Source organism: Nocardioides sp. Z35_8, from assembly GCF_059621125.1.
In genome coordinates this window covers 473,339-491,708 of sequence record NZ_JCAQIE010000002.1, presented here as the reverse complement: position 1 = coordinate 491,708, position 18,370 = coordinate 473,339, and the positions used below count along the sequence as shown (strand labels likewise).

The following is an 18,370-nucleotide window of genomic DNA, read 5'->3' as shown; positions in this document are numbered from 1 at the left end:
GCCGCACGATCGGGCGGGCGTGCGCGACAGCGAAGCCCCGCGGCTGCGCACAGGCGAAGGCGATCAGCTCGTTGCCCGAGCGGAGCCCTGGTGGCGAGGGCCCCCGATCCCGCGACGCGGCTGGGGACGCGGGTCGGCTGGTGTGCCCTCGAGGTTCAGGCCGGGGCGTGGGGGCGTCCCGCCAGGCCCGGCGTGCAATCAGCCGGCTCGATGGCGAGCCGCGGATGCGCTGCATGGGGTGGTGCCGAGAAGCGTGCGCACTCGGTGCCGTGGGCGCGCAGGTCAGGACCACCACGTCCAGGACAGGGAGCGGTCCACCGTGTCGGTGAAGACCTCGACCTGGCCGGGGACGCGGCAGGTGACGGCGACGCGCGAGGCGGGGGCGCCGGCGGGCGGCGTACCTCGTCCGACCGGACGCCAGACCGGGTCGGCGTACGTCGCGCAGCGGACCGTGCCGTCGAGGCCCGGCACGTAGACCGCGTGGACGCCGGGGTCGGTGGTGACCCACCCCAGATCGGCGCGGGGGCGCGGCCGCCAGGCATCGTCGGTCCGGGTCGGCACCCAGACGACCGGGTCGGCGCCCGGGCGGCGTCCCAGGCTGACCTGACCCGCGGGACCGGAGGCGGCGAGCAGGAGGTCGCCAGCGACTCCGCCCGCGTCGAAGCGCGAGACCACGAAGCCCGGTCCGCCGAGGTTCTCCCAGCCTCCGGCCATCAGCACGACCCGGTCGCGGTGCCGGCCCCAGAGCGTGCCGTCGACCGAGCTCGCCACGACGTACCCTCCGACGACGGCGAGCGGCGACGCCGGGGCCAGGGTGAGGTCGACGGTCTCCAGCCGGAGCCACGGTCTCGCGTCCGCGCCGGGGGACCAGCCCGCGTTGACGTAGACCTCGCCGTCGGAACCGGTCAGGTGGAGGTCCACGATCCCGGAAAAGCTGTTGTCGACGGGAACCACGGTGATGGTCGTCGACGACCCCAGGGGCACCGGTGCCGGGAGGATCCCGGCGCCGTCGGTCAGCGGCGCCGGGTCGGACCAGGGCTCGGTCCAGCGGCCGGTCTGGTCGCTCACCCGGACGTGCAGCCCTGCCGGGTCGACGGCGAAGAGCAGCGTCCGGCCCGTCATGTCGGAGCTGGCGGCCCACGAGACCAGCCGCCGCCAGTCGGGCGCGGCGCCTGCGCCGTCGTCCTCGTACCAGGCTCCCTGCGTCATCGCCGCCTTCGCGCGCTTGTGCCACAGACGACCCGCGTCGTCGACGACGAAGAGGTCGTGGTGTTCGAGCCACACCGCGCTCGCCGATGGCTGCCGCGCGAGCAGCCAGCGCCGCGACTCCACCCCGCCGGCGACCCGCTGCCAGGTGGCCCACCGGCCCACACGTACGGCGAACGGCCGGGGTCCGCTGTCGCGCCGGTCGTCCTCGACATTGATGCCGCCGAACGGCACCGAGCACTCCTTCAGGGTCCAGTCACCCATGAGCGCCTTGAGCGTGAAGCGGGCCTTCCACTCGGGGTCGTCGCCGGAGTCCAGCAGCTCGCCGATCGCCTCGAAGGGTGCGGCGAGGAGGTCGGGGACGCCCTCGGTCAGCAGGTCCCACGGGTCCATGCCGGCCAGCGCGTCGGGGTCGGGGAAGGAGAGGTCCAGCGGGTTGCCGCCGGCGGCCGGGTGCAGCAGCGACAGGGTCATGTCCGGGCTACGCTCGACGGGACCGGCGAGGTGGAGCCACTCCGCGTCGTGGTCGGTCTCCTCCGGCACCGGCCCGACGGCGGCGGTCTGGTAAGTGACGACCCTCTCTCCGCTGATGTCGACCGTGGCCAGCGCGGTGGTGAAGGGCTCCATCGCCTCCTCGCCGGTGCGTAGGAACACCACCAGGGCGATGATCTCGTCGGCCGCACCGGCGAGCAGACGTGGCTCGTCGACCCGCACCGGCGTGCGGTAGTCGCGCAGGTCGTGGAGCAGCGAGTGCCCGTTCCACTCCAGGCAGTAGCCCGGCTGTCCCCACTCGACGCGACCGCTGCGAACGAATGGGTTCTCGAACCTGGGGTAGAGATCGATGGCCAGCGGGTGGCCGTTGAGCTCGAACTCCGGGTCGTCGGTGTTGGTCACCCGCAGCCGGTCCGCGCCGCCCTCGGGCCGCGGCACGTCGTAGGTGCACTCGAGGTCGCCGGTGTCGTCGAGGTGCACCCTCGCCGAGGAGACCCGGTCCATGAACGCCTCGAAGCTGCCGTACTCCGAGCGGCTCCCGACCTGGACGATCCAGACGTTCTTGCCGTTGACATACCAGTCCCGGCCGGCGAACGGGTCGGGCCGGCCTTCCATCAGCTCTTCCTTCTCCTCCTCCTCGAGGCGCTTGGGGTAGGGGTCGTCGTCCTTGGAGAGCCATTCGGGACGCTGGTTGGAGAACACCCCGACGTAGCCCTCCTCGGGCTCGCCGGTGGTCCCCCCCGGCGTCGGGTGGCGCACCATGCCGAACACCCAGAAGCCCTTGGGGCCGATGTGCCCGATGTCGAGCAGCGCGAAGTCGGCGTCGTCGTAGGCCGATGTTCGACGCTCGACGACCCGGTCGAAGCCCTCCTGGGGGAACCACGCGTGTGACCCGCACTCGGCCAGGAAGTCCTGCACGGCGTGGAACTCCGACAGCATGATGACCGCGCCCCGGTGCGCGGCGATGCGTGGCGTCGCCCAGTAGCCGGTCCACCAGTCCGGGCCGTCGAGGCGGCCGAGCGGGTTGGTGCCCTCGAGGTACTCGTCCTCGAGGGCTACCGCGGCGATCCCGCCGGCGACCGCACCCAGCGGCCCGAAGACCACGCCCCCGACGGCGGCGCCGCCGAGGAAGACCACGAGGTCCGAGATGTCGAGGCCCTCGAACCCCGCAGTGACGAAGACGTTGAGCGCACCGGAGAGCGTGGCCTGCTGGAGGCTGCTCTGGAAGTTGAGCTGGCCGGGGCGGAAGTTCTGGGCGCTCGACTGCATCGCGCCGGGGGAGCGGTAGGTCAGGATGTTGGCGCGCGTGCGAGTGGAGCCCTCGAGCACCACGGACAGATCGTCGGCCGTGTCCTCGTCGATCTCCGCGACGCGGTCCCCCCCGTCGCCGCTGAAGAGGTCGGTCACCGGTCCGAGCAGGTCGCCCGGTCCGCCGGGCAGCGCGAAGTCCGTCGCCTTGGTGTAGCGCAGGACGTACTCGATCAGTGTGCGCACCATCCCGAACGCCTCGGCCTTCTCCAGCCCGAACTGGTGGACGAGCCGCAGCGTGTTGCGCACGACCTGCTTGTTGAAGAACGCCGACATGCCCCAGAAGAAGACGGTGTCGTCCTCCATCCGTCCGTAGTCCTCGTGCGTGCGGGCGATCTCGCGGTTGACCTCGTCGAGGTGCGGTTGGTGCAGCGCGCGCTTGACGGCGTATCCCCGCAGCAAGGAGTCCTTGGTGACGGACTTCTGCGAGTAGGCGATGCCGTACTTCGCCGCCTCGTCGAAGGTGACCGACACCCGGGCGCGGTCGGTGAAGGGGTACGCCGGCGGGTGACTGCCGATCTCGAGGAGGACCTGCGGCACCTCGTAGGTCGAGGTGGCGAAGCTGGCGCCGATCTCGGAGCTGCCCTCGGCGAAGACGCCCTTCACCCCGAGCAGCATCTCGGTCACGTCGGTCAGCCCGTTGTCGAAGCCGTGGCTCTTGGACTTGAACTGGCTGCGGCCGCCGGCCGCACCCATGGAGCCGCGGTGGGAGAAGCGCAGGACGTCGAAGAGCATCAGGTCAACGGCCATCGTGGCCTTGGTGCGCACCTCCTCGTCCTTCGCGAAATCGACCAGGTTGAGCAGCGCCCACAGGTGCTCGCGGTAGTAGCCGGAGGAGTTGAACTCCATCCAGCCGAACATCAGTCGGTTGTTGAGCCACTTGAGGCAACGGGCGCGACCGCGGCGCCGCCGCTGCTCCCCGCTCTTCACGCTCTCGGCCACGGCCGCGCCGGGGATCACCCGGCCCGGCTGGAAGGCGTCGTCGAGCCAGAGCTGTCCGAGGAGGTACTCCGACGAGGCGAACATGATGTAGTGGTTCTCGGACCAGAACTCCATCTCCCGGTCGTTCTCGTCGCCGTAGCCCAGGTCGCGCTTGACCTTGTTGACCCGGTCGTTGTCGAGGGCGCGCGGTTGCTCGTCGAGCCAGAACTTGTAGGACTGCAAGCCCTGCTTGAGGATCTCGCCGGCGATCGGTGACCAGCTCGTGTCGGGCGCGCGGGGCTGGCTCGCGGTCTCCTCGAGGATCACGCGCAGCTTGGCCTCGCCGGTGCGCAGCCGGTCGCGCAGCGGGTGGTTGTCGCCGCACGCGGCGGCGCGGGCATTGAAGAAGCCGGTGAAGGTGTCGTCGGGCACCGCCCTGGTGCGCCAGGCGGGGGTCGGGCCGAAGGACGCCGGCAGCGGGCCGTAGCGATAGAGCAGCCGGACCAGCTGGCACAGGCCCATGTCCGAGTTGGGCTTCCAGCCGATGCACTCGCGCAGAGGGTCGTTGTAGACGCCCACCCAGTACTTCATCCGGGTCGACCACGGGTAGTCGCGCACCGGCCCCATGGCGGCTCCGTTGGTCGCGACCGACAGGTAGTGGAAGTCCTTGTCCTCCTGGTTGTCCGCCAGCCGGATGCCCTCGGTGAACCTCGCCCGCACGTAGTCGCCAGCCGGTCGGGTCGTACTGGCGGTCAGCATCATCGACACGAAGGCCCGGTACGCCGCCGGTGCCGCCCCGATGGGCGTCCCGTCCGAGGAATCGCCGGATGTCCCCGCGTACGGCGGCCGGACGCCGGCGATGCCACCGATCGCCACTGCGAGGTCGGTCTCGAACGACGCGACGTAGCCCTCCAGCGACCGCACCCACCCCTCGGTCTCGAGAGTGTTCTCGCCCTCGAGCGGGAAGAGCTCGGGGACCAGCCACGGCATCCGGCCAGCGGTCTCCGCCCGCGAGATCGCAACCCCCCGAGAGTCGCCGCGCGCCCGGGCCGACGTCGTGATCTTGGGCGGGTCGCGCGGATAGCCGTTGAGCGTCGGGAAGGGATCGTGGGCGGACCTGGAGGCGCTGGCCTCGAGCTCCGTGCGCAGCGCTGCGAGCCTTTCTGCCAGGCGGTGCGGCTCCCGGGCACCCAGGAAGTCTCCGACCCGGCCGAGCAGCGTGCCGCCGAAAGCGCCGTGGAGCTCCTCGTCCTCCTCGGTCCAGACCGACTCGCCGCTGTCGAGGTAGACCCGGTCGATGTCCTTGATGCCGACACTCGGTCCGGCAGCCGGGTCGCCGGTGAGGCCGGTCGACTCCGAGATCAGAGGGAGGCGGGTGTCGTCGGACGTCGGGCGGATGCCGCGGAAGGTGTCGAGGTTGAGGCGTCTCAGCTGGCTCTCGAAGAACCACGCCTTGCGACGCTCGAGCGCCTCACGCAGGTCGCCGGCCACGCGGTCACGGTTCCGGCGGCACGGCAGGCCCGGGTCCGCACGGCGTGGGGTCCCAGTGCGGCAGGTCGGCGTCTTCCTTCAGCAGGACCAGCGTGGTGGGCAGGGTGACCTTCCACTGCTGGACGCAGACCTCCTGGTCCGGCGCGAAGTTGGCGGCCTTGATCTCGTCGATGATCGAGAGGTAGTGGTCGCCGAACATGTCGGGCATCTCCTGGCCCATCCACACGTCGCCGGTCTCCTGGTAGTGCGCGAGGGCTGCCTCGAACCCCGGGCGGACGGGTACGACGACTCGCGCAGCGCCAGCCTTGAGGAAGGCCTCGAACATCGGGTCGGCATCCTGCATCAGCGCCAGCTCCTGCCACCGCTGGGGTCGCGCCCAGAAGTAGGGGTAGCAGGTGTACATGAGGTTCTCCCACTCGAAGGCACGCTCGAAGAAGGCGATGACAGCGCCCCACTCGCGCACCTGCAGCGGGTCCGGGAGCGTCGCCGCGGGAGGTGCCGGGGCAGGCGCAGGGGTCGGCAGCCACGCGGCCGGGTGCTCGCCGAGCAGCAGGAACACGAACGCCCGCTTGAGCTCCTCCAGCGCCACCTTCGGGTCGTGGGAGAGGCCGCCGGCGGCGATCTGGGCGCGGAACCCCGCGACGTACCTGGTCAGCTTGTCCTCGTAGTCGGCCAGCTGGCGCTGGTAGCCGCTGACGAGCGCGGCGTGGGTGCGCAGCTGCCACTGGGCGTACGACGCGTCCGTGCGCTGGCAGACCAGGGCGACCGAGTAGGCCAGCAGGACGAGTTGGTCGAAGCAGCGGGCCGTCACCGGGATCTCGCCGGTCTCGCCGGCCATCGTGAACGTCACGTTGAGTCCCGGGTTGCCCGCCCCGCCGAGCCGGTGGTAGTTGCTCGAACCGACGAACACCTCCAGCATGCGACCGGGTTCTTGCAACCAGGTGGCGTTGACGCGCTGCACGTAGCCGCTCAGCGCCTGGTAGTCGCCGGGGATCGCGAGCTTGAAGGCGGTCTGGTGCGGCATCTCCCGCTCGCCCCCGTAGGCGTTGACCTTGTGGCTCCCGTCGACGACCTCGGTGTGCGCGACGGTCCGTAGCAGGTCCGGCGGCGGGTTCACGGATCCGGACACGCCGTACTGCTGGGCGTACCACTGGTAGTTGGCCGCATCGATCCCGCTGGGTGCGGGGATGGAGTTGACGGGCTTGGACAGCTGGAACGCCTCGGGAGCGACGGCGGACTGCAGCGCCTGCACCAGGACGGCCGCCGGCTCCGGCACCACCACGTCGTACATCAGGCGCTTGCCATAGTCGAGCACGCGCAGGCTGTACTCCTTGTCGACCCACTGGTAGATCCCGCGGATCTTCTCGGTGCCCTGGGAGTTGTCGAGCACGTGCTGCGCCCGCTCGGTGTAGCTGCGACCCTCGCGGCGGCCGCGCGTCGCGTGGACCTCCTGGGTGATGGTCTCCACCGACTTGTTGACCAAGGTCTGCGCGTAGGTGGACTTGCTGTTCTCGACGAGCTTGCCGTAGTCCGACGACGTCGTGCCGTCACCGGCCGTGCTGCTCTGGCGCCCGGACTCCTTCTGCACCTCCGAGGCCAGCTCGTGGTGCTCGGTGGACTGCTGGTCCCGCTCGCGCGACTCGCTGGTCGTGGTCTCGAGGGTCTCGAAGGTCTCCATGAACTCGTGCCGGCGGGTGCGGCGCCGCAGCAGCTCGCCCTCGAGCACGTTCTCGATGTGGGAGATGGCGCCGGGGGAGTAGCCGATCAGCTCCTGGCGGACCACCCGGAGGTTGCCGATCCCCACCGGGCGGGTGATCGCAATGCTGACGTCGGGCTCGTCGGCCGGCGGCTCGTCGGGCGCCTCGCCTGACAGGGTCGTCTTCGGACCGCCGGCAAACAGGCGCCCACCCACCCGGAACACCGGCGCCGCCGTGGTCACCTCCTGCGGCAGCAGCTGGTCGTTCAGGGTGACGAGGCGACGGGTGACCCGGTCGACCAGGAAGGGCAGCGGAGCCTGGTCGGGCTCGATGCCAAGGTCGCTCATGGCCGTCAGCTGGGCGTCGGAGAACCGCCGCCGTCCGCCGTCGTTCAGCCGGACCGTCGATGTGCCGAACCCGGCGGACTCCGTGGCCGTCTCGCCGTCCGGCCGGTCCGTACGCGCCTCGAGGCCGGCATCGACGGCGTCGGCGACCGTCACTCGGAGCTCATCGGGTCGCAACGTCACCAGCGCCTCCAAGGCTCCGGCGAGCGCGTCACGTTCGCCGCGCAGGGCCTCGCGGTCGCCGTCGTGGCCGGGCTGGTCCGTGTCGCGTGGTGGCGGCGGCTGCCGACGCACGGGCGTGCGCGCGGTGGCCGCCAGCGGCGCGGGAGGTACGCGGAGCGGCCGCGACAGCAGGCGGCGCATCTCGGTGCGGTCGGCGGGGACGGCCGCGTCGGTGGCGATCAGCTCCAAGAACGCGACAGCCCTCACCTGCCCCGCGATCCGCGCGGCGTCGACCCGGTCGAAGGCCGTCAGCAGCTTGACCGCGAGGGCGGCGTTCTGCAGCAGCTCGCGGTCGCGCTGGAAGTCGTCGCGGGCGACGACGTCCTGGGCCCGCACGCCGAAGAGGTCGGAGACCGCGCGGCGGGTGTTGGCGGGGTCGATCGTCTGGGTGCTGCGGAGCGCACCTCTGAGCTCCGTCAGCGGATCGCCCAGGCTTGCGGGCTCGGACGTCGGCGACGGGTAGTGCTCGTCCAGGTAGTCCCTCGCCAATGCCCGAACGCGCTCCCCGGGCGTCTGGTCACCGTTCGGGTCATCCTCGGTCGCCGCCGTCAGGGCCTGCTGGAAGTCGGAGTCGTTGGTGACGTCGATCGCGTCGGTCCTCGCGGGCGAGGCGAAGTCGTGCTCGATGAAACGGAACAGGTCGACCACCGGTCACCTCCAGACCGGCTGCGCACACGGGCGCCGCACTGACGACCCGGGCACAGTCACGCCTCATTGACTCTAAGGCCGCCCCCGAGGCCGGGTCGATATCCCGATCGCGGTATGTCTCGTCGCAGCCGCATCTGTCGCCGACGACGTTCCAACGGTCGCGCGGACGGCGTTTCCGCAGGTCAGGGGCGCGGGGCCGGGCGCGGGCGCGGGCTCAGCGGCGGAGCTTGTGGTTGACGGCGCCCGGTGAGAACTCGTGGTCCACCACGAGCCGGGTCATGCCGACCACCGCCGCGTCCTCGCCGAGGCTGCCGCGCTGGAGCCGCATGTGGCGGGTGGCGCGGGGGAGCGCCATGGCGTAGAGGGTCTCGCGGATCCCGGCGAGCAGGGCGGTAGAGGACAGGTCGCCGCCGACGAGGACGACATCGGGGTTGACGACGCAGACCAGGCTGGCCATCACCTCGCCGATGCGCCGGCCGGCCTCCTGGGTGAGGCGGGCCGCGTCGGGGTTGCCGACGCGCAGCAGCTCGCCCACCTCGCGGCCGGACGCCGCCTCGACCCCCAGCTCGCGGAGCTGGCGCGCGACGGCGCGCCCGCTGGCGACCGCGGCCAGGCAGCCCTGCATCCCGCACTGGCAGCGGGCGTCGGACGCCGGGGAGACCCGGATGTGGCCGATGTCGCCGGCGCCCCCGTCGGAGCCGGCGTAGAGCCGGCCGCCGATCACGATCCCGGTGCCGACTCCGGTGGACACCTTGACCAGGCACAGCGCCCGCGCGTCGCCGTGGCCGGCGGCCAGCTCGCCCAGCGCAGCGGCGTCGGCGTCGTTGGCCACGTGCACGGGGACGCCGTGGATCCCCGCCTGCAGGTGCTCGCCCACCGGGTAGGCGTCCCAGCCGGGCATGATCGGCGGCTCGCTGGGACGACTCGAGCGCGGGTCGATGGGCCCCGGCAGGCTCAGGCCGAGCCCGCAGAGCTCGGTCGCGTCGACGCCGAGGTCGCCGAGGAGCTCGCCGGCGCGGGCGGCGATGAGGTCGAGGACGGAGGAGGGGCCCGCGTCGACGGCCACGTCGAGGTGGGCGTCGCCGATCACCGTGCCGCCCAGGTCGGTGACGGCGATGCGGGTGTGGGTGGTGTCCACCGCCGCGGCCAGCACCTTGGCCTGGTCGGTGTTGAACGCGAGCCGGCGGCGGTGCCGGCCGCCGGTCGACTCGGTGGTGGTGCCCTCGACGATCATGCCGGCGGCGAGCAGCGCGTCCACGCGCTGCGCGACCGTCATCCGCGAGAGGCCCGTGGCCTCCAGGACGTCGCCTCGGGTGGAGGCGTGGCCGTGCCGGATCAGGTCGAGGATGTCGCCGGGTCCGGTGGGCACGGGCGGGTCTCCTCCTCCTGCGACTGTCTGCGAGCGCCGCAGTTGCGTCGGCATGATCCCACATGCGCAAGCGCTCAGCAGTAATTGCTTGACACCTAGACATGATAGGTCGATTGTGTGAGCAAAAGTGCGCGTGCTCACATCGGGAGGCTCCATGTCCACGTTCCGCCGGTCCCGATCTCGGGCAGCCGCCGTGCTCGCCACGACGCTGGTCGCCTCGCTGGCGGCCTGCGGCGGTGACGACGGGGACGGCGGCGGCGGGGACGCCGACGCCCTCACCGTCTGGATCGTCGAGGACCTCCCCGACCGGGTGGCCGCCACCCAGGCGGTCGTCGACGACTTCGCCGCCGACAGCGGCGTCGACGTCGAGCTGGTCGCCGTCGCCGAGGACCAGTTCAACCAGGTGCTCACCTCCAACGCCGCCGCGGGCGACCTGCCCGACGTCATCGGCGCCCTCCCGCTGGGGCAGGTGCGCACCCTGTCGGCCAACGAGCTCGTCGACACCGCCGCGGTCGGCGAGGTGATCGACAACCTCGACGCCGCCACCTTCAGCGAGAGCGCCCTCGAGCTGACGGCCGACGGCGACTCGCAGCTCGCGGTGCCCAGCGAGTCGTGGGTGCAGCTGCTCGTCTACCGCAAGGACCTCTTCGACAAGGCCGGACTGGCTGCGCCGGAGACGTACGACGACGTGCTGGCCGCAGCGGAGGAGCTCGACAGCAGCGACGTGGCGGGCTTCGTGGGCGCCAACGTCGCCGGTGACGCCTTCACCGCGCAGACCTTCGAGGAGATCGGTCTCGGCAACGACTGCGAGATGGTCGACGACGCCGGCGAGGTCACCCTCGACAGCGACGAGTGCGTCGAGGCGCTGGAGTTCTACAACACCCTGCAGCAGGACTACTCGGTCAACGGCGCCCAGGACGTCGACACCACGCGTGCCTCCTACTTCGCGGGGCAGGCGGCCATGCTGATCTGGTCGAGCTTCATCCTCGACGAGCTGGCCGGCCTGCGCGACGACGCACTGCCCACCTGCGAGGAGTGCACGGGCGACAAGGCCTTCCTGGCCGAGAACAGCGGCGTGGTGACCGCGATCCAGGGGCCGTCGGGCTCGGAGCCGAAGACGTACGGCGAGGTCACGTCGTGGACGATCACGCCCGACTCGGCCGACTCGGCCACGCAGTTCGTCGAGTACATGATGACCGACGGCTACGAGCCCTGGATCGCGATCGCCCCCGAGGGCAAGATCCCGGTCCGCTCCGGTGACAGCGCCGGCGCCACCGACTACGCCGACGCCTGGGCGAAGATGAAGGTCGGCGTCGACACGAAGGCCCCGCTCTCGGACTTCTACGGCCCCGACGTCCTCGAGGCGCTGACGTCCGGCACCGACACCCTCCAGCGCTGGGCGATCCCGCAGGGACAGGGCGACCTGCTCGGCGCCATCCAGGGCGAGCAGCCGGTGGCCAACGCCGTCAACGAGGCGGCCAACGGCACGTCTCCCGACGAGGCCGCGAAGCAGGCGGCCGACGCGATCCGAGCGGTGCAGGACTCGCTGTGACGATGAGCGGGCCGGCCGCCCCGGCCACGGTCGCGGCACCGGACCCGGGCGGCAGCACCCCGACCGGCCGGCGCAACCGGCGGGTGCGCTCGGTCCGCGCGCGGGACGACCGGCGCACCGGCTACCTGCTGATCACCCCCACGGTCGTCATCGTCGCGACGATGGTGGTGCTGCCGATCCTCTGGACGATCTCCCTGGCGTTCCAGCGGGTGCGGCTGCTCAACCTCAGCACCACCGGTGTGGTCGGCGACTACAGCCTCGAGAACTTCCGCAACGTCCTGACCTCCCCGGGCTTCCTCGACGCGCTGGTCAACACCCTCGTCTACTCGGTGGGCGGCACGGTCTGCGCCATCGCGCTCGGGCTGGTCGCGGCGCTCGCGCTGCGCCGGCCGTTCCGGGGGCGCGGGCTCGCGCGGGCCTGCATGCTGCTGCCCTACGTCGCGCCCGTGGTGGCCGCGACCTTCGTGTGGGCCACGATGCTCAACCCGCAGTTCGGCGTGGCCAACCACTACGGCACCACCCTGCTGGGCTGGGACGAGCCGATCGCGTTCCTCAGCTCGGGCGAGCCCATCTCGCTGTTCGGCGCGGAGCTCCCGGTCAGCCAGGCGATGCTCAGCGTGGTGCTGTTCGAGGCGTGGCGCTCCTTCCCGTTCGCCTTCCTCTTCCTCACCGCGCGGCTCCAGGCCATCCCCGACACCCTCGACGAGGCGGCGATGATGGACGGCGCGAGCCCGAGCCAGCGGTTCCGCCACGTCGTGCTGCCGCAGCTGCTCCCGACCATCGCCGTGCTCACGGTGCTGCGCTTCATCTGGACGTTCAACAACTTCGACGACATCTACCTGCTCACCGGCGGCGGAGCCGGCACCCAGGTGGTCGCGGTGCGCGTCTACGACTACCTGATCAACCGCGGCGACATCGGTGCCGCGGCGGCTCAGGCGCTGGTGCTGGCCGCGATCCTGGCGGTGCTGGTGACCGTCTACCTCAGGCTCTTCGGCCGTTCGGAGGAGGTGGCATGAGCACGACCGGCCGCGACGCGGTCGAGCGCAGGCTGTGGGGCGTGCTCCGGCCGCTCACGATCGCGTTCCTCCTCCTGATCACGCTCTTCCCCTTCTACTACATGGTGCTCCTGTCGTTCCGTCCGCTCGAGAGCCTGCTCCAGGACCCCGGCGCGCTGTGGCCGGCCTCGGGCGAGATCGACCTCGGCACCTACCGCGACGTGCTTGCCTCGACGCAGGACGGGGGGCAGGGCTTCTTGACCTTCATCAGGAACAGCGCCCTCGTCGCCGTCGGCACCGTCGTGCTGAGCCTGCTCGTGGCCATCCCCGGTGCGTACGCGGTGAGTCGGCTCGACTTCTTCGGCCGGCGCCAGATCAGCGCGGTCTTCCTCGCGGTCTACTTCTTCCCCGCGATCCTGCTCGCCATCCCGCTGTTCGTGTTCTTCACCCGCATCGGGCAGCGCGGCACCCTCACCGGACTGCTCGTCGTCTACGTCGCCCAGGTGGCGGCGGTGTCGATCTACATGCTGCGCAACTACTTCGACACCATCCCGGCCAGCCTCGAGGAGGCGGCCGCCATCGACGGGTGCACGCGCCTGCAGGCGATGCGGCACGTGAGCCTGCCGCTCGCGCTGCCGGCGATCGCGTCCAACGCGTTGTTCGTCTTCATGATCGCGTGGAACGAGTTCCTCTTCGCCCTGCTCTTCCTCGTCGAGCGTCGGGATAACTGGACCGTCTCCCTCGGGCTGTCCCAGCTGGCCGGGAGCATCGAGGTGCCGACCACGGTGCTGATGGCGGGCTCGGTCATCCTGACCCTCCCGATCGTCGTCATGTTCTTCCTCAGCGAGCGGTGGCTGGCGGGCGGGCTGACCGCGGGCGCGGAGAAGGGCTGAGCCGGGGGTGCCCGAGGTCGTCTCGTTCACCGCGCCGGGGAACGTCGCGCTGGTTCCGTGTGACGCCGCGCCGCTCGTGCCCGGATCGGTGCGGGTGCGCACCTGGTACTCCGGGATCTCGGCCGGCACCGAGCTGACGGCCTACCGGGGGTCCAACCCCTATCTCTCGCGCACCTGGGACGCCGAGCGCCGACTGTTCGTCGACGGGGCACCGACCTTCGCCTACCCGGTCCTGGGCTGGGGCTACTCCGAGGTGGGCGAGGTGGTCGAGGTGGCCGACGACGTGCCCGTCGACGTGCCCGGCGACGTGGGCGGTCCGGTCGTCGGCGACGTCGTCCACGGCATCTGGGGCCACCGGAGCGAGGCGGTCGTCCCCGCCGCGGCCGTGCGTGGCCGGGTGTGGACGGGGCAGGACGCCTTGTCGGGCACGTTCGCGCGGGTCGGGGCGATCGCGCTCAACGCCGTCCTCGCCGCCGACGCGCGCCTCGGCGACCGGGTCGCGGTCTTCGGCCAGGGCGTCATCGGGCTGCTGGCGACCCGGGTCACCGTCCTCAGTGGCGCGCAGGTGGTCGCCGTCGACGCCCTCGACCGGCGGCTCGGCGCGGCCCGCGCCATGGGCGCTGGGGCCGTGGTGGCGGCCGACGCCCCCGGTGGCGCCGGGGCCGTGGTCCGCGAGTGGTCCGGGGGCGGAGTCGACGCCGCGATCGAGCTCAGCGGCAGCGACCGGGCGCTGCACGAGGCGGTGCGGTCGGTGGTCGTCGACGGGACAGTCGTCGCCGCCGGCTTCTACCAGGGCGGTGCGGCCCACCTGCGGCTCGGCGAGGAGTTCCACCACAACCGGGTGCGGATCGTGGCGAGCCAGATCTCCGGCGTGCCGGCGGAGCTGCGCTCGCGGTGGGACCAGCCGCGACTGGTGCGGACGTTCATGGACCAGGTCCGGCGGGGACGGGTCGACGTACGGTCGCTGGTGACCGACGTGGTCGACGCCGCCGACGTGGCCACGATCTTCGCGCGCCTCGACCAAGGAGACCCCGACATCCTCCAGGCGGTGCTGCGCTTCCCGGCCGCCCCGGACGACGCATGAGCGCGCCGGCCCCGGGCGAGACCGGCCCCCGGTTCCCCGCCGACCGCGGCGGCGTGGCGATCCTCGGCTGCGGCGCCATCGCGCAGTCGGCCCACCTGCCCGCCTACGAGCAGTACGGCGTGGGGGTGGCCGGCGTGTGGAGCCGCAGCCCCGGCACCACGCGGACCGTGCGCGAGCGGTTCCCGTTCGTCGGCCGTGTCTACGACACGGCCGACGACCTGCTCGCCGACCCCGCCGTGCGGTTCGTCGACATCGCGACCGGCCCGGAGGGCCGGCTGGAGTGGATCGCGGCCGCGATCGCCGCCGGCAAGCACGTGCTCGCGCAGAAGCCGCTGACGCTGTCCGGCGACGACCTGCGCGCCCTGCCGGGCCTGCTCGCTGCCGCCGACGCGGCCGGTGTCCGGGTCGCGGTCAACCACAACGGGCGCTGGGCGCCGCCGTGGCGCGCGGCCACGCTGCTGCTGCGCGCGGGTGCGGTCGGCGACCTGGTCGGGGTCACCCACCTGCACGACAAGCCGCTTCCCCCACTGGCGGGGACGCCCTTCGACGACGTGCCGCACATGCTGCTCACCGACTACCTCCTGCACTGGGTGGACATCACCCGCACCTGGCTCCGCGACGGTGGCGCCGGCGAGGTGGTCTCGGTGCAGGCGGTGGACTCGCGGGTCCCCGGGCAGCCCGCCGACGCGCTCAACCCGTGGTCGGCGACGCTGTCCCTGGCCGCCCAGTCGGGCGCCTCCGCCGTCGTGCGGATCGCGGGGAACGCCGTCTCGGCCGAGCCCGGGTGCCCGTTCTGGGTGCACGGCACGACCGGCACCCTGCGCGGCAGCGTCCTGCTCGACTCCGACCGGCTCGAGCACGACGACGGCTCGTCGCGCCGTCCGATCCCGCTGCAGGGTGCGTGGTTCGTGGACGGGTTCGCGGCCGCGATGGGCGAGCTGATGTGCGCCGTGGCCGAGGGCCGGCAGCCGGAGAACAGCGCGGCCGACGCCTCCCGGTCCGTGGCGCTGGTGCTCGCCGCCCGCGAGTCCGCCGAGCGCGGCGGCGTCCCGGTCGCGCCGTCGTACCCCCTGGTGGCGCCGTGACGCGGGGCGGCGAGGTCGTCGGCGAGCTCGCGGTCGACCCGGTCCGCGGCCGCGTCTACGCCGAGGGCTGGCAGAGCTGGAGCCCTGCGACGTGGTCCCCGGTGACCGCGAGCCCCCGGCGTCCCGAGCACCACTGGCAGCACCTGATGCGCTTCCGCCCCGGCACCCCGGTCCACCGCGAGGCGTTCCAGGGCGAGGGCCTGCTGGTCGTCGACCCCGGGACCGGCGATCCGGCCCACTGCTACCGCGCCGCTGCGGGCCGCCACGACGTGCCGACCGTCCACGCCGTCCTCGAGCACGACCGGGTCGTCGTCCGCGCCACCGGCGACGTGGCCACGACCGAGCACGCCGACGGCGGTGAGGCCGCCCTGGCGGCGTACGGCGACGAGCTCGCCGCCGCCCGCGGCCCCCTCCCGAGGGGCGCGCCGCCGACGGTGTGGTGCTCCTGGTACCGCTACTTCGAGGAGGTCACCGCCGACGACGTCCGCGACAACCTCCACGCGCTTGAGTCCCACGACCTGCCGGTCGACGTGGTCCAGGTCGACGACGGGTGGAGCGCCGGGCTGGGGGAGGGCCTGCTCCCGTCCGCGCGGTTCGGGTCGCTGGCCGGGCTCGTCGAGGAGATCCGCTCGACCGGCCGCCGCGCCGGTCTCTGGGCGGCCCCCTTCCTGGTGGGGGTCGAGACCACCCTCGCCCGCGACCACCCCGACTGGCTGGTCGGCCCGGCCGGACGCAACTGGGGCCAGGCGCTGGCCGGCCTCGACCTCACCCACCCCGGCGTGCAGGAGCTGCTGGTCGACGCGCTCGGACGACTGACCGCCCTCGGCATCGACTACCTCAAGCTCGACTTCCTCTACGGCGGCGCGGTGCCCGGCCGGCGCCACGACGACGTCGACGGCGTCACGGCCTACCGGAGGGGGCTGGAGCTGGTGCGGGACGCGGTCGGCCCGCACGTCTACCTGGTCGGCTGCGGCGCACCCCTGCTGCCGAGCGTCGGCCTGGTCGACGCCATGCGAGTCTCCCCGGACACCTTCCACGAGGGCGGCGAGGACGGCTCGACCGGCCTGCGCGGGCTCATGCCGATGGCCGCGCGGGCGTGGCAGCACGGCCGGCTGTGGGTCAACGACCCCGACTGCGTGGTCGCGCGCCCGACGTACGCGCACCGCGAGCGGTGGGCGGCGCTCGCCCGCGAGTACGGCGGCCTCCGCTCGTTCTCCGACCGGGTCGCCGAGCTCGACGGCTCGGGCCTGGCGATCGTGCGGCGGCTGCTGGCCGACACCGTCGACGCGGGCACCCCGTTCCCGCTCGAGCGCATCCGGTCCGGCGCCGAGGTGGCGCAGCGCGAGGTGACGAGGTGAGCGCCGACGGCCTCGCGGCCAGGATCTCGCCGCACCTGGCGCTGCTCTACCCCGGTCGCTCCGACGAGGTCGGCGCCCGCCTGGTCGCCCTGGCGCAGCGGTACGCCGAGCTCCTCGCCGGGCGCGAGATCGCGCCGCTGACCCATCGGACGACCTACCTGATCACCTACGGCGACGGGATCCGCAGGCGCGGGGAGGCGCCGCTGCACACGCTCGGCCGGTTCCTGCACGACGCGGTCGGCGACGTGGTCAGCGACGTCCACCTGCTGCCGATCTTCCCGTGGACGTCCGACGACGGCTTCGCGGTCGTCGACCACCGAGCGGTCAACCCGGCGCTGGGCGACTGGCAGGACGTCACCGACCTGTCCGCCGAGCACGGGCTGATGCTCGACTTCGTCGCCAACCACACCTCCAGCCGCAGTCCGTGGTTCCTCGGCTGGCTGGCGGGCGACCCGGCCCGCCGCGGGTTCTACCTCGAGGAGGATCCCGACTTCGACACCTCCCGCGTGACGCGACCGCGGACGACGCCCCTGTTCCACGCCTTCGCGCGGCCCGACGGCACCGAGGCGCTGGCCTGGACCACGTTCGGTGAGGACCAGGTCGACGTGGACGTCCGGGAGCCGCGAGCCCTGGAGGAGCTGACCGACGTGCTGCTCGGCTACCTCGCGCGCGGCGCGTGCGCCATCCGGCTCGACGCGATCGGCTTCCTCTGGAAGGAGTCCGGCACCAGCTGCCTCCACCTCCCGCAGACACACGCGGTGATCAAGCTGTGGCGGGCGCTGGTCGACCACGTCGCGCCCGGCGCGCGGCTGCTGACCGAGACCAACGTGCCGCACGCCGAGAACGTCTCCTACTTCGGCGACGGTCACGACGAGGCCCACCTCGTCTACCAGTTCGCCCTCCCGCCGCTGGTGCTGCACTCCTTCGTGGCCGGGTCGACGTCGCGGCTCAGCGACTGGGCCGCCGGGATCGGACCGGTCAGCGACACGGCCACCTGGTTCAACTTCCTGGCCAGCCACGACGGGATCGGGATGCGTGCCACGGAGGGGATCCTCGACCAGGCCGAGCGCAGGGCGCTGGTCGACCGGACCCACGCCCACGGCGGCCGGGTCTCGTGGGTGGAGCGGCCCGACGGCTCACGGAGCGTCTACGAGCTCAACCTCAGCTATCTCGACGCGCTCTGCACCGTCGAGGAGGCGCGCGACCCGTCCGTGCTCGCCGGGAAGTCGCTGGCCGCGCACAGCATCCTGCTCGCGTTCCTCGGTGTCCCGGCGATCTACCTCCACTCGCTCGTCGGCTCCCCGCCCGACCTCGAGGGGATGGTCACCAGCCGGATCAACCGGCGGATCAACCGGGCGGTGCTCGACTCGGACCGGCTGCTGGCGGAGCTCGCCGCCGACCCCCGGCGGCGCGCGGTGTTCACCGGCCTCCGCCGGCTGCTCGACGTACGCCGCAGCGAGCCCGCCTTCTCGCCGTTCGGCACCCAGCACGTCGAACGGCCCGACGACCGCGTCTTCGCGGTCCGTCGTGGCCGGGGCACCCCCGACGAGCTCCTCTGCGTCACCAACGTCAGCGCCGACGTCGTCCGCCTCACCGACGTCGTCGGCACCGACGTGCTCACCGGCCGTCGCCTCGAGCCGCTGGAGCTGGGCCCGTGGGGCCACGCGTGGGTGCGGCCGGACCGCTGACCCCGACGGACGATCTT

General features: G+C 72.4%; 10 protein-coding genes. 7 read left to right on the top strand and 3 right to left on the bottom strand.

The genetic code is table 11. The features are described 5' to 3' along the window. Positions 1-282: 282 nt before the first annotated feature. The 3 genes from AC54T2_RS14105 to AC54T2_RS14095 all read right to left on the bottom strand — a co-directional run bounded on the left by AC54T2_RS14105 (position 283) and on the right by AC54T2_RS14095 (position 9,698). Positions 283-5,418: a PLL family lectin gene (locus AC54T2_RS14105; protein WP_496666482.1), complete on the bottom strand. Its 5,136-nt coding sequence runs from the start codon at positions 5,416-5,418 to the stop codon at positions 283-285. 4 nt (positions 5,419-5,422) lie between these two features. Then, positions 5,423-8,329 (bottom strand): hypothetical protein, encoded by a 2,907-nt coding sequence (locus AC54T2_RS14100; RefSeq protein WP_496666481.1) that lies wholly within the window; start codon positions 8,327-8,329, stop codon positions 5,423-5,425. A 214-nt stretch (positions 8,330-8,543) separates the two neighbouring features. Further along, positions 8,544-9,698 carry an ROK family protein gene (locus AC54T2_RS14095; RefSeq protein ID WP_489974976.1) on the bottom strand — a complete coding sequence of 385 codons (1,155 nt, stop codon included), beginning with the start codon at positions 9,696-9,698 and terminating at the stop codon, positions 8,544-8,546. Positions 9,699-9,852: 154 nt separating this feature from the next. Here AC54T2_RS14095 and AC54T2_RS14090 point away from each other — a divergent pair, with 154 nt between their 5' ends. Genes AC54T2_RS14090 through AC54T2_RS14060 form a run of 7 tightly spaced genes read left to right on the top strand, consistent with a single transcriptional unit; the run spans position 9,853 to position 18,353 of the window. Further along, complete coding sequence (locus AC54T2_RS14090; RefSeq protein WP_489974975.1) at positions 9,853-11,250, top strand: extracellular solute-binding protein; 1,398 nt, start codon at positions 9,853-9,855, stop codon at positions 11,248-11,250. A gap of 2 nt (positions 11,251-11,252) precedes the next feature. After that, a complete protein-coding gene (locus AC54T2_RS14085) occupies positions 11,253-12,266 on the top strand; it encodes an ABC transporter permease subunit (RefSeq protein WP_489974974.1) in 1,014 nt (337 codons plus the stop codon). Further along, positions 12,263-13,138, top strand: coding sequence for an ABC transporter permease subunit (locus tag AC54T2_RS14080; RefSeq protein WP_489974973.1), 876 nt, complete (start codon positions 12,263-12,265; stop codon positions 13,136-13,138). The genes AC54T2_RS14085 and AC54T2_RS14080 overlap by 4 nt, the downstream gene beginning before the upstream one ends. A 7-nt stretch (positions 13,139-13,145) precedes the next feature. After that, positions 13,146-14,222, top strand: a complete 1,077-nt coding sequence (locus tag AC54T2_RS14075; RefSeq protein ID WP_496666480.1) for a zinc-dependent alcohol dehydrogenase — start codon at positions 13,146-13,148, stop codon at positions 14,220-14,222. After that, positions 14,219-15,307 (top strand): Gfo/Idh/MocA family oxidoreductase, encoded by a 1,089-nt coding sequence (locus AC54T2_RS14070; RefSeq protein ID WP_489974971.1) that lies wholly within the window; start codon positions 14,219-14,221, stop codon positions 15,305-15,307. Before AC54T2_RS14075 ends, AC54T2_RS14070 begins: the two co-directional genes overlap by 4 nt. Then, the gene (locus AC54T2_RS14065) at positions 15,304-16,665 is read left to right on the top strand and encodes a glycoside hydrolase family 36 protein (protein WP_496666479.1); all 1,362 of its coding nucleotides are present in this window, start codon (positions 15,304-15,306) and stop codon (positions 16,663-16,665) included. Before AC54T2_RS14070 ends, AC54T2_RS14065 begins: the two co-directional genes overlap by 4 nt. Beyond that, a complete protein-coding gene (locus tag AC54T2_RS14060) occupies positions 16,662-18,353 on the top strand; it encodes a sugar phosphorylase (RefSeq protein WP_496666478.1) in 1,692 nt (563 codons plus the stop codon). Before AC54T2_RS14065 ends, AC54T2_RS14060 begins: the two co-directional genes overlap by 4 nt. Positions 18,354-18,370 lie beyond the last annotated feature (17 nt).